General features: G+C 59.6%; 14 protein-coding genes. 5 read left to right on the top strand and 9 right to left on the bottom strand.

The genetic code is table 11. The features are described from left to right. Nucleotides 1-74: 74 nt before the first annotated feature. The 8 genes from RBB49_RS26000 to rph form a co-directional block, all read right to left on the bottom strand. Entirely contained in the window at nt 75-509 is a 435-nt protein-coding gene (locus RBB49_RS26000) for a hypothetical protein (protein WP_306145863.1), read from the bottom strand. A gap of 24 nt (nt 510-533) precedes the next feature. Further along, complete coding sequence (locus RBB49_RS25995; protein ID WP_306145862.1) at nt 534-656, bottom strand: hypothetical protein; 123 nt, start codon at nt 654-656, stop codon at nt 534-536. A gap of 202 nt (nt 657-858) precedes the next feature. After that, nucleotides 859-1,596 (bottom strand): M48 family metallopeptidase, encoded by a 738-nt coding sequence (locus RBB49_RS25990; RefSeq protein ID WP_306145861.1) that lies wholly within the window; start codon nt 1,594-1,596, stop codon nt 859-861. A 132-nt stretch (nt 1,597-1,728) separates the two neighbouring features. Then, a complete protein-coding gene (locus RBB49_RS25985) occupies nt 1,729-2,157 on the bottom strand; it encodes a DUF2852 domain-containing protein (protein ID WP_306145860.1) in 429 nt (142 codons plus the stop codon). 277 nt (nt 2,158-2,434) lie between these two features. Further along, the gene (gene phaZ, locus RBB49_RS25980; RefSeq protein WP_306145859.1) at nt 2,435-4,039 is read right to left on the bottom strand and encodes a polyhydroxyalkanoate depolymerase; all 1,605 of its coding nucleotides are present in this window, start codon (nt 4,037-4,039) and stop codon (nt 2,435-2,437) included. A gap of 281 nt (nt 4,040-4,320) precedes the next feature. Further along, nucleotides 4,321-5,484, bottom strand: a complete 1,164-nt coding sequence (gene hemW, locus RBB49_RS25975) for a radical SAM family heme chaperone HemW (RefSeq protein WP_306145858.1) — start codon at nt 5,482-5,484, stop codon at nt 4,321-4,323. A 5-nt stretch (nt 5,485-5,489) separates the two neighbouring features. Continuing rightward, nucleotides 5,490-6,131 carry an RdgB/HAM1 family non-canonical purine NTP pyrophosphatase gene (rdgB, locus tag RBB49_RS25970; RefSeq protein ID WP_306145857.1) on the bottom strand — a complete coding sequence of 214 codons (642 nt, stop codon included), beginning with the start codon at nt 6,129-6,131 and terminating at the stop codon, nt 5,490-5,492. Between the two features lie 12 nt (nt 6,132-6,143). Further along, entirely contained in the window at nt 6,144-6,857 is a 714-nt protein-coding gene (rph, locus tag RBB49_RS25965; protein WP_306145856.1) for a ribonuclease PH, read from the bottom strand. A gap of 158 nt (nt 6,858-7,015) precedes the next feature. Between rph and hrcA the strand changes: the two genes are divergently transcribed. The 3 genes from hrcA to RBB49_RS25950 are packed head-to-tail and all read left to right on the top strand — an operon-like array spanning nt 7,016 to nt 9,406. Continuing rightward, nucleotides 7,016-8,104 (top strand): heat-inducible transcriptional repressor HrcA, encoded by a 1,089-nt coding sequence (gene hrcA, locus RBB49_RS25960; protein ID WP_306145940.1) that lies wholly within the window; start codon nt 7,016-7,018, stop codon nt 8,102-8,104. Nucleotides 8,105-8,149: 45 nt separating this feature from the next. Continuing rightward, complete coding sequence (locus RBB49_RS25955; RefSeq protein ID WP_306145855.1) at nt 8,150-8,953, top strand: molybdopterin-synthase adenylyltransferase MoeB; 804 nt, start codon at nt 8,150-8,152, stop codon at nt 8,951-8,953. A 45-nt stretch (nt 8,954-8,998) separates the two neighbouring features. Continuing rightward, nucleotides 8,999-9,406 (top strand): carboxymuconolactone decarboxylase family protein, encoded by a 408-nt coding sequence (locus RBB49_RS25950; RefSeq protein ID WP_306145853.1) that lies wholly within the window; start codon nt 8,999-9,001, stop codon nt 9,404-9,406. 85 nt (nt 9,407-9,491) lie between these two features. Here RBB49_RS25950 and secB read toward each other — a convergent pair whose 3' ends face one another. Beyond that, complete coding sequence (gene secB, locus RBB49_RS25945) at nt 9,492-9,995, bottom strand: protein-export chaperone SecB (protein WP_306145852.1); 504 nt, start codon at nt 9,993-9,995, stop codon at nt 9,492-9,494. Nucleotides 9,996-10,171: 176 nt separating this feature from the next. Here secB and RBB49_RS25940 point away from each other — a divergent pair, with 176 nt between their 5' ends. Both RBB49_RS25940 and RBB49_RS25935 read left to right on the top strand, forming a co-directional pair. Next, nucleotides 10,172-11,497 carry an ActS/PrrB/RegB family redox-sensitive histidine kinase gene (locus tag RBB49_RS25940; RefSeq protein WP_306145851.1) on the top strand — a complete coding sequence of 442 codons (1,326 nt, stop codon included), beginning with the start codon at nt 10,172-10,174 and terminating at the stop codon, nt 11,495-11,497. 97 nt (nt 11,498-11,594) lie between these two features. After that, a complete protein-coding gene (locus RBB49_RS25935; protein ID WP_306145850.1) occupies nt 11,595-12,152 on the top strand; it encodes an ActR/PrrA/RegA family redox response regulator transcription factor in 558 nt (185 codons plus the stop codon). Nucleotides 12,153-12,220: the final 68 nt, after the last annotated feature.

Here is a 12,220-nt window from a genome sequence, read left to right as displayed (position 1 = left end):
AGATTCAATAGCGCTCATAGTGTTCGAAAATTGCCGAGCGGTTGCAGCTTCTGGTAACGGGATGGTATCGGGTTTCAGCAGTCGTGGCTGAAGGTGAAAACGAGCGTATCCGTCTTCACCCGGCCGGTCGGCCGGCACTGGTTATAGACTTCCCTCGTTCCGGTGACCGTAACCTGCAACTGGTCACCCCGTACCGGGCCTTCAACGTAGTATTCCAGCGGCGAGCCGGGGCAGTATTTTGAGAAAACGCGTGCCGTTCCCGAATACCAGTTGCCGTTCTTGACGCCGTTGAAAAGAAGTGTCCCGCGCTGCACCCCGGCTACCCTCAGAACGTCGCGGGGAATTTCATAGGAAAGCCAGCGCTGATTGCCCTGCGCCTGAAGCCTCATGATGGATCCATTGTGGTTCCAGCAACTGTCCGCCAAAGCCGTACCGGCCATCGGCATTGCGAGCGCCGACAGAAAGACAGCGGCAGAGGCGGCTTTCACAGCTTTTGAGAAAATTCGCATATCGGCCTCCTGAGCATCGTAACGCTAGGTGATGGACTCATCAATGAGACTGAAATGGCATGCGAAATGGCGAAATCCCGTCAGGAAGGGTGCGCGGAACGGGCTTCCTGCCCGGTCAAGCACGCTGGCGCCGCGGGGTGAAGCCATTTCCATGTCCTTCGGATTTGACCGGCTTGCGCCTCCTCCGCGTTGCGAAAGGCTTGAAAATGAACCACATTTCCCGCGCTTCCGCTCCTTGAGGAGAAGCAAGCCACCTCAAACCATTTCGGCCTCATTGATGAGTCCATCACCTAAGGAACCATACCTTTGCGCCAAAGCCCAGGCACTGGCCCGAAACGACAGGCCTGCCTCAACCGAAACCGTGCAGATACGTCCCGTTTTCCTTGAGCCAGATACGTGCCGTTGGCGTTTGCGGCGCCAGTTCCCGGCAAAGCCGCCAGAACCGGCTCGAATGGTTCATTTCCTTCAAATGCGCGACTTCGTGTGCGGCGACGTAGTCGAGGATTTCCGGCGGCGCCAGGATCAGGCGCCAGGAAAATGAGAGCTTGCCGTTCGATGCACAGGACCCCCAGCGGCTTTTGGTATCGCGTACGCTGATCGCCGTGATCTTCCGATCGATCCTGGCCGCATGGAACTGTGCGCGGTTGACCAGGTCCTTTCGAGCTTCCGACTTGAGCCAGGTCGTCGCCTTGCGCGGAACGTGATCGTCCGCGCCCGGCACAAAAAGGGCCGGTGTGCCGTCATCGGCAACGCCGGCGGACACAAGGCCGCGCAAGGTTCCGGTCGGCAGGATGCGATGGTCGACACCGCGCAGCGGAAAGACGTCATCCGGCGCGAGGCTGACATGCTGCGGGCGGTCCTGAAGCCGTTCGATGAGCCAGTCTATGTGCTGACGGGCAAAATGCTCCGCCCGCCTCAGATCGCCACCCTTTGGGACTGTCAGAACCGGGCCGGAACTGTCCGCGGGAAGGCGGAGCAGATAGCGCTGCGCGCGCGGGTTCGCGCGCAAGCGGATCCGGATCGCGCTGCTGTCCGTTTCGATTTCTATGTGGTCCGGCAAGTTTGCCTTGCCGCGTCGCAGGAGCATGTCACGGGGTCCGGTCGAATCACTTGTGACGATTTTAGTGAATTTTGGCTCACTGAAAAATGACGAAAGCGGCGCTTGATAAGCGCCGCTTCCGGTCAGGCCGTCCCGTGACGGATCTGGGAGGAGGAGTGGTCAGGAAGGCGCTGCTTCGCTTCCGCCACTCGACCGGCCACGGTTGGCCATGAAGCGATCGAATTCTTCCTGATCGCGTGCCCGGCGCAATTCGCGCAGGAAGTCGTCAAAATCGGCGCGCATCGCGTCCAGCTTTGCGCGTTCTTCCTCAAGACGCTTGAGTTCACGCTCGCGGTAATCATCAAACGCGACGTTACCGGTACGCGCATATGCAGTGGTGTTTGACATCTGATCGAATGCTCCCTTCAGCTGGCTTCCACGCCATTGATCCCTGGCGTCGCGTGCCATGCACTCGAAACGGTCGCCCCACAGAATATAGGCCAGCATGGCAAGGCCAAGCGGCCAGAACACCACAAACCCAAGCACCATCAGACCGATGGTAACAGGCGTCCAGGCAGGTTTAATCATGCAACTTTTGGTCGTCGTCATCATCCTATCCATTTAAGACATCCACGCTCTTCAGGTGGGCATTGCGGACGCCTGCTTCAAGGATTTGTGATGATCGTCACAAAAGGATCCGGGTTCGAAACGATATCTGAGGTAGCGTAATCGAGACGGCCAAGTATCTGTTTTTTCTATAAAAAGCGCTGACGTTACCAGGATGCAATCGCGCTGTCGGCAAAGATCAAGTTTTTCTATTGTTCATGCCGGGCGACACGCTGGTGGGACAAAAAAAGACGCCCACACGGCGCCTTTTTCGTTCCGGTCAGCTGACCCTTTCGGAAAGCTTGCGGGCTTGCTCGATCCACTGGTCGCGTTCGATCCTGCCGCGGAAATCGAGCTTGCCGTCAAGGGCCTCGATCTGCTCTGCCGTCAGCGCGGCGATCTGCCAGAAATGGAAGATGCCCGCCTCGTTGAGCGTCGATTCGAGCTTCGGGCCGACCCCGCTGATTTCCTTGAGATTGTCCGCGGCACCATCGGGTTTCGCGAGCAGGATATCCTCAAGCGGACGCGGAGCGGACGCCTTTTTCGGCTTGGCTTTGGCCGCAGGTTCGGGCTTTGCCTTCGCTGAGGGAGCCTTGGCCGCTGTCTTCACAGGCGCCGCCGCTTTTTCCGGCTTGGGAGCCGGTTTCTTCGGCATGCCGGCACGGTTCGAGCGGATGAAATCCATAACGCGCGGGGCGATTTCGGAGCGCCAGCGCGAGCCGTTGAATACGCCATAGTGACCGACATTCGGCTGTTCGTAGTGCGCTTTCATGTCGTCCGGCAGGCTTGTGCAAAGATCATGCGCAGCGCGGGTCTGACCACGGCCGGTAATGTCGTCCTTTTCGCCTTCCACAGTCAGCAGGGCGGTGCGTTTGATCTTGGTGCAGTCAACGACCCTGCCGTTGTGCTCCATCGTTCCTTCCGGCAGCGCGTGCTTGATGAAGACGGTTTCGACCGTCTGGAGATAGAATTCAGCCGTCAGGTCCATCACCGCGAGATATTCGTCATAGAACTCGCGATGCTTCTCGGCATTGTCGCCGTCGCCTTCCACGAGATGCTGGAAAAATTCGCGGTGCGCGGTCATGTGACGGTCGAGGTTCATGCTCATGAACCCGGAGAGCTGGAGAAAGCCCGGGTAGACATCGCGCATGAAGCCGGGATGCGGGAACGGGACCTTCATCACGACATTGTTCTTGAACCATTCGATGCCCTTCGACACCGCGAGGTCATTCACCGCGGTCGGCTCGACGCGGGTGTCGATGGGCCCGCCCATGAGCGTCATCGTGGAGGGAACATAGGGATCTTCGCGATCTTCCATCACGGCAACAGCCGCAAGCACGGGAACGGAGGGCTGGCAAACGCCAAGCACATGTGCATCCGGACCCAGGAAATGCAGCATGGAGATGATGTAGTCGATGTAGTCGTCCAGATCGAACTTGCCCTCCTGGATCGGCACCATGCGGGCATCGATCCAGTCGGTGATGTAGACGTCTGCGTTCGGCATCAGGGCGTCGACCGTACCGCGCAAAAGGGTCGCGTAGTGCCCGGACATCGGCGCGACGATCAGGACTTTCGGATCGTTGCGGTGCGAGGTGACACCGCGCTCGAATCGGATCAGGTCACAGAAGGGGCGGCTCCAGACGATATTCTCGCGTACCGGAACGCGAACGCCGCCAACGGTGGTTTCCTTCAGTCCGAATTCCGGTTTGCCGTAACGGCGTGTCGTGCGCTCGAGAACTTCGCATCCCGCTGCGATCTGTCGGCCGAAACTCGTGTGTGTCCAGGGATTTAAAGGATTTTGAAAATAAAGCCGCATCATGTCGGCGACCGCCCGGTACGGCGCCATTGCAGCGTGATTCAGCTCATAAAGATGATAAAACGGCAATGACGCGTCTCCCTGATTTACGAAGCCGCCGCCCGCCCCCTTGACGAAATTTGTATACATTATTGCGCGGCCCGTTTGTTTTGGCACCATCTATTGCATCGCAGCAGAATAGCCAGCCGTGCAACCGCCTGCAATACTGCTATTTGCTATGTTAAACGGGACCTAAGCCAATCAATGCATTAGGAAACTCGTTTCGGCGCCGAACATATTCGCACCGCAAAAGCGAGATACCTTATTTAAATCAATTTGGTAGAATTAAAGACTGCCCGAGCGCACCGGTGTCAGGCCGCCAGGTCCGCGACAACCGCATCGAGCACAAAAAAGCCTTCGCGGGTCGCACGAACCCGGTTTTCCCCGATTTCTTCGACCATTCCATGCTCCAGGAGCGCTTTCAGTCTGCGCGGATCAACGGACCGGTGAGAGAACGTCTCGTAGCGGCCCAGATCAATCCCTTCCTTGAGACGCAATCCCATGAGCAGGTATTCATCGCCCTGCTCCTCTTCGTTGAGACCGGCATTCTCGATCAATCCGTGGCCTGCGGTCTCGACGCTTTCCAGCCAGGATTCCGGGTGCCGTTCGGTCGACGTGGCAAGGCGCGTTGCTCCGACGCTCAACCGCCCATGCGCGCCCGGCCCGACGCCGACATAGTCGCCATAGCGCCAATAGACGAGGTTGTGGCGGCATTCCGCACCGGGACGGGCGTGGTTGGAGACCTCGTAGGCGGGCAGACCGGCCGCCGTCGTCACTTCCTGTGTCAGCTCAAAAAACTCTGCTGCAAGATCAGGATCCGGCATCTTGAGTTTTCCCGCCTGATGAAGGGCATAAAACGGCGTGCCGTGCTCGATCGTGAGTTGATAGAGCGACAGGTGGTCGGCAGCGAGCGCAATCGCTTCGTTCAGTTCGTCGGCCCAATCGGCCAGCGTCTGGCCAGGGCGGGCGTAGATGAGATCGAAGGAGAGCCGCGGGAATGTCGCGCGGGCCGTCTCTATGGCCTTGCGCGCGGAGGCGGCATCATGCAGCCGGCCGAGCAGTTTCAGATCACTGTCATGCAGGGACTGGACGCCAAGCGAGACACGATTGACCCCCGCCGAACGATAGCCCCGGAACCGGCTGGCCTCAACGGATGACGGGTTTGCTTCCAGCGTGATCTCAACATTGTCGTCCAGCGTCCACCGGTCTGCAATTGCGGTCAGGATGGCTTCAACCGTGGCCGGTTCCATCAGCGACGGTGTTCCGCCGCCCAGAAAGATCGACTCGACCCTTTTTCCCCTGGTGAGTTCGGCGAAATAGGAAAGCTCCTGCCTGAACGCGCCGGCAAAGCGGGACTGGTCGACGGGCTGGTGGCGCACATGCGAATTGAAATCGCAATACGGGCATTTGGCCGCGCAGAACGGCCAGTGAACATAGATCCCGAAACCCCCGTCATTTGCCCCTTGCGCTGTCACGTCGGCTATCCTTTCAGGCAGCCTTCGGCAAACAGCGTGAAGGCGCGGGCACGGTGCGACAACGGTTCCCGATCGTCCGAAAGGCCGTGTTTTTCCTCCGGGGACATTTCACCAAAAGTGCGGTCATGCCCGTCCGGCTGAAACATCGGATCGTAGCCAAAGCCTTCCGTTCCGCGCGGCGGCCAGACGACATCGCCTTCGACTTCGCCCCGGAAATACTCCTGGTGCCCGTCCGGCCATGCCAGGCAGAGCACGGCGACAAAAGACCCCCGGCGATTTTGTTCCGCGCCGGACGAAAAGCCGGTTTGAAGCTTTTCCTCGATGGTCCGCATGGCCATTGCAAAGTCCTTGTCGGGACCGGCCCAACGGGCGGAATAAATGCCCGGATCGCCCCCGAGCGCTGCCACGCAAAACCCGCTGTCATCGGCCAGCGACGGCAGGCCGGAGCCTTCCGCGGCCGCGACCGCCTTCAAGGCGGCATTTGCCTCGAATGTTGTTCCTGTTTCCTCGGGCTCCGGCAGGTTCAGCTCCCCGGCGGAGACGACATCAAACCCGTACGGCGCAAGCAGTTCGTTGATTTCTCTTATCTTTCCCTTGTTGTGACTTGCAACGACAAGTTTTCCGGGTTCGAGTTTGCGATGGCCCATCCGCCTGGCTCCCTATAGAATTGCCATCTTCTGAAGGTCCACAAGGCGGCCGATGCCCGCTTTTGCGAGACCGAGCAGCTGTGTGAACTCGTCCTCGGAAAACGGCGCTCCCTCGGCGGTTCCCTGGATCTCGACGATCCCGCCGGACCCGGTCATCACGAAATTCGCATCCGTCTCGGCCGTGCTGTCTTCCGCGTAATCCAGATCAAGGACGGGCACGCCCTCATAGATCCCGCAGGAAATGGCAGCGATATGGTCCTTCAGCACGTCGCCGGACACCATGTCGCGCGCGCGCATCCACTCGATGCAGTCGCGAAGCGCGACCCAGGCACCCGTGATCGATGCGGTGCGGGTGCCCCCGTCTGCCTGAATGACATCGCAGTCCACCGAGATCTGGACCTCGCCGAGCGCTTCAAGGTCGACGACCGCTCGCAACGAGCGTCCGATCAGGCGTTGGATCTCCTGGGTTCTGCCGGACTGTTTCCCCGCACTTGCCTCACGGCGCATGCGGTCTCCGGTCGCCCTGGGCAGCATCCCGTATTCGGCCGTCACCCAACCGCGATTCTGGCCCCGCAGCCAGGGCGGAATGCGTTCTTCGAGGCTTGCCGTGCAGAGCACGTGGGTGTCGCCGAACTTGACGAGGCACGAGCCCTCAGCATGTTTTGAAACACTGCGTTCCAGAGTGACCGCCCGGAGTTCATCGACTGCGCGTTTTGACGGACGCATGAAATTTCCTTTCGACCTTCGCCAGCGGATTGCTTTTGCCCGGAAACGACTGTTTCCTGCTGATCTCCTGCGCCTTGTAGACCTCAAATTCGCCCGAGGTAAAGGGCCAGCTTCACGTCAGCCCCATTTTGCGCCTATATCTTGGGTGTAAGACGAAAATCGTCCAGTATCGGCAGTGTGCATTTGGAGAAGACACCTTGAGCCTCAGCGACCTCGACAAGAGATCCCGCGAGATTTTCCGCTCGATCGTGGAAACCTATCTGGAAACCGGAGAGCCGGTCGGCTCACGCAATGTGTCGCGCAATCTGTCCATGTCGCTGTCGCCGGCGTCGGTGCGCAATGTCATGTCGGACCTGGAACACCTGGGCCTGCTGCATTCACCGCATACAAGCGCCGGACGTCTGCCGACAGAGATCGGCCTGCGCTTTTTTGTCGACGCCCTGCTGGAAGTCGGCGATCTGACGGAAGACGAGCGGCAGCAGATCGAGGTTCAGGTACGCGCTTCAAACGAAGCAAATTCGGCGGAGCAGGTTCTCACAGAAGCCAGCCAGATGCTTTCCGGCCTGTCCATGGGCGCCGGCGTGGTCATGACGCACAAGAACGACATGCGCCTGAAGCATATCGAGTTCGTCCGGATCGAGCCGTTGAAAGCGCTGGCCATTCTCGTGAGCGAGGACGGGTCGGTCGAAAACCGGGTCATTGACCTTCCGTCCAATCTGCCCGCATCCGCGCTCGTGGAGGCGACGAACTATCTGAATGCCCAGATTCAGGGCCGCACACTTTCCGACATCAAGGGTGAACTGGAAAAGGTGCGCGATGCCGATCAGGCCGAACTCGACCAGCTCAGCCAGAAGGTCATCAATGCCGGCCTTGCTGTCTGGGGCGGCGAGACCGCCAGCGACCCGGCCACGCTGATCGTGCGCGGGCGCTCAAATCTCCTCACCGACCTTGACGCTGTTGAAGACCTTGAGCGTATCCGTCTTCTCTTTGATGATCTTGAGAACAAGAAAGATCTGATCCAGCTTCTGGGCCTCGCAGAATCAGGCGACGGCGTGCGCATCTTCATCGGCTCGGAAAACAACCTGTTCTCCCTTTCCGGATCGTCGCTCGTGGTGTCTCCCTACAGGGACAGCAATCAGCGAATCGTCGGTGTTCTCGGCGTGATCGGTCCAACACGGCTGAATTATGCCCGGGTCATACCGATGGTCGATTACACCGCGCGCCTGGTCAGCCGGATCCTGAAGTAAGCGCGCACAGATTTCGTTTCAAACCCGACTTCGCAGGACCTGAGAATGCTTTCGCCCGCAGAACTTGAACGCTATGCCCGCCACATCGTGATGCAGGAGATCGGCGGTGCCGGGCAGCAGAAGCTCAAGAAGGCCCGTGTCCTCGTGATCGGGGCGGGCGGGCTCGGAGCTCCGGTGCTGCAGTATCTGGCAGCTGCCGGTGTCGGCACGCTCGGGATCGTCGATGATGACACGGTGTCGCTCTCCAATCTTCAGCGCCAGGTCATTCACGACACGGACCGGCTTGGCGAGCCCAAGGTGGCAAGCGCCGCGGAAGCGATCGCCCGCCTCAACCCGAATGTTAGCGTTGAACCCCATCCCACGCGGCTCGCCGGCCACAATGCACTTGCCCTCATCTCGAACTATGATTTCGTGGTCGACGGTTCGGACAATTTCGACACGCGCTACCTGGTGTCCGATGCCTGTTTTTTTGCTCAGAAACCTCTGGTAACGGCGGCAGTCGGCCAGTTCGACGGATCGATCACCACGCTGAGACCGTTTGAAGAGAACGCGAGCGGTGAACCCAATCCGACCTACAGGTGCCTGTTTCCGCGCAAGCCGCGTGCCGGTCTGCTGCCGACCTGTGCGGAAGCTGGCGTCCTGGGTGCACTGACGGGCATTGTCGGAACCATGCAGGCCATGGAAGTGATCAAGGAGATCACCGGGACGGGCGAGGGACTGGTCGGGCGCATGATCATGTTCGATGCAAGGAGCTTCCGGATGGAAACCATTCGCTACAAACGCTCCGCGAAAAACCCGCTCAACGGGTCTGACCCGAAAAGCTGGGCAGCGCTTCTGGAAGAAGCCTGAGTTCGGCGGTCAGGCAATCGGCACGACAATTCGGAGAAGGAAGCAATGGCGACTGTAAAACTGATGACGGATGCGGAAGCTGAAGCGATCCCCGCAGTCAAAGCTGTTTTTGACGACATCCGCGAAACCCGCGGGTCCGATTTCATAAACAATGTCTGGCGCGCACTGGCACAGGACCCACCGGGCCTGCAAAGGACCTGGGCTCAGGTCAAATCGGTGATGGCGGTCCCCGGCGCTCTCGACCCGAAGACCCGCGAAATGATCTATATCGCCGTTTCCGCCGCAAACGGTTGCAGCTACTGCGTCCACTCGCACACGGCTGCGGCCCGGGCCAAGGGCATGAGCGATGAAGAGCACGGCGAGTTGCTGCAGATTATCGGACTGGCCGCGATGACCAACACGCTGGTCACGTCGCTGCAGGTGCCGGTCGACCCGGAATTCGAGGTCGGCTGAACGCGCGAAACTTGCGAACCGGCATCAAAAAACCCGCGTGGAGCCAAACACCACGCGGGTTCCGAATTGAAAGGGATCGGGAAGGTCAGTTCGGCTTTGCCGCGCCTTCACCCTGTCCGGCAGCCTGCTGTGACATGTTCTGGCGATAAAGCTGGGCGAAGTCGATCGGATCAAGCATCAGCGGCGGGAAGCCGCCATTCCGGGTTGCTTCGGCCAGAATGTTGCGCGCAAACGGGAAGATCATGCGCGGGCACTCGATCATGACGAACGGGTGCATGTGTTCGGACGGAACGCCGGTCAGCTTGAAAAGGCCCGCATAGACCAGTTCGACATTGAACATGACCATGTCCGGGCGTTCGGCCTTGGCCGTCAGCGTCAAAACGACCTCAAACTGGTCATCTCCCATCTGCTGGGCACCCACGTTGACATTGATATCAAGCTTGGGCTGATCGCCCTGGGTCAGGGCGCGCGGCGCATTCGGGTTCTCGAAAGACAAGTCCTTGATGTACTGACCCAGGATATGCATGCCGGGTGCAGCAGCAGCGCCTTCCGTCTGCGGCTGTGCGCCGCCGTCATTCGTATCGGTCATGTTGTTTCATTCCGTTTCGCGGTGCTGATCTGTGATGAAGAATACCGGTATCCCTCAATATGGCCGCCGGCCCGCGTCGTCCGAACAACCTTTTCAGCGGCTGGCTAACATCTCAAAAGGGCGGGCACAAGTGCAATGGCCTTGTCAGGACCCGGATTCCGATTCAAAAGGGGATTATGACGGATGAAAGCGCGTCCAACATCACATTGACGCAAAGGCGTCTGAAGCTCGACACGCTGGTGCGCCTGCGCTGGCTCGCGGTCGGTGGCCAGACCGCCGCCCTTCTGGTCGTGCACGTGGGTCTTGGGTACGAGCTCCCCGCCGGACCGGCCTTCGCCATGGTGGCGCTGTCCGCCTGGCTCAACATTTTCCTGAAGATCCGCTGGCCGTCCGCCATGCGCCTGTCGGAACGCGCGGCCGCCCTGCAGCTTGCCTATGACATCGTGCAGATGAGTGGCCTCCTGTTCCTGACAGGAGGGTTGGGCAATCCGTTTGCGTTCCTGCTCATGGCACCGGTCATGGTGTCCGCCGCCGGGCTTTCCGCGCGCTACACCTTCATGCTCGGGGTCCTTGCGACTGCCTGTGCCAGCTTTCTGGCGGTTTTTCACTATCCGCTGCCCTGGCCCGACACGGAAGTCTTCAAGCTGCCCGTTATCTATTCTGTCGGGATCTGGATCGCGCTGGTGCTGACACTCGGCTTCATGGCGGTCTACGCGTTCAGGGTGGCGGAAGAAGCGCGGCAGCTCGCTAACGCTCTCACGGCAACCGAACTCGTTCTGGCACGTGAACAGCACCTCAATGCCCTTGACGGACTGGCGACCGCGGCTGCCCATGAGCTCGGAACACCGCTTGCGACCATTTATCTCGTCGCCAAGGAGCTGACCGACGAATTTGAAGCGCAGGATCATCGCGGCGAGGATGTCGCCCTGATCCGCTCGCAGGCCGAAAGGTGCCGCGAGATCCTGAAGAAGCTGACCAGTCTTTCCAGCGAGGAAGACCAGACCTATCAACGCATGCCGGTCGCGCAACTTCTTGAAGACGTCGTCGATCCCCATCGCGGCACCGGGGTTGCGATTCACTCCACCAATGGCGGCGAGGGTGCCGAGCCGGTTGGAACGCGCAATGCCGCGATCCGCTATGGTCTTGGAAACCTTGTCGAAAACGCCGTTGATTTCGCAAGGTCGCGTGTCGATGTCTCCGCGCAGTGGGATGAAAACACACTGTCGATTTCCATCCGCGACGATGGGCCGGGATTTTCCATGGATATCCTCGGCAAGATCGGAGACCCTTACGTATCTGTCCGCGGCAACAGGTCCCAGCAAACAGGCAAGGGCGGCGGCCTCGGACTTGGGATCTTTATCGCAAAAACCCTTCTGGAACGCACGGGTGCCAAGCTGCAACTGGAGAACAGAGCCCCGCCCGAGAGCGGTGCTCATATCCGCGTCAGCTGGCCGCGCACAGTCTTCGAACGACCCGTTGGAGTGGACGAAACGCCCTTTTAGCCCCATAACGACAACAAAAGCAGATTATTGGGCAGGTTTCTTTCGGAACGATCATCCATTCTGCGCAAGAAGACGTAAGAATAGACGGTAACGAGCCATGACGGACCAGATGACTTCATTCAACGGATCAGGGGACATGAGTCTCCTGATCGTCGACGACGACAAGCCGTTTCAGCAGCGGCTGGCGCGTGCAATGGAAAAGCGCGGATTTGCGACCGAAACCGCCGACGGCGTTCAGGATGCTGCCGCCAAGATCCTTCGCATCGCGCCCGCCTATGCGATCGTCGACATGCGTCTCGAGGACGGCAACGGCCTGGACGTGATCGAGAAAATCCGTCAGAAGCGCCCCGATGCGCGCGCGATTATCCTGACAGGTTACGGCAACATCGCAACGGCCGTTACGGCAGTCAAACTCGGCGCCATCGACTATCTCGCCAAGCCCGCCGATCCGGACGATATCGTCGCGGCACTGGCCCGCAAGCCGGAAGACAAGGCGCAGCCACCCGAAAACCCCATGTCGGCCGACCGCGTCCGCTGGGAGCACATCCAGCGTGTCTACGAATTGTGCGACCGCAACGTGTCGGAGACTGCGCGCCGCCTCAACATGCATCGCAGAACCTTGCAGCGTATCCTCGCCAAGAGAGCGCCGCGCTGACAAAGGTCTGTGTTGAAACCGATTGCAGGGTTGCCCTTTCAGCGCCACTTTGCCTAAGTATTCACGAT

Source organism: Roseibium sp. MMSF_3412 (assembly GCF_030733265.1).
Lineage (GTDB): Bacteria > Pseudomonadota > Alphaproteobacteria > Rhizobiales > Stappiaceae > Roseibium.
This window is presented reverse-complemented; position numbering and strand designations above follow the sequence as displayed.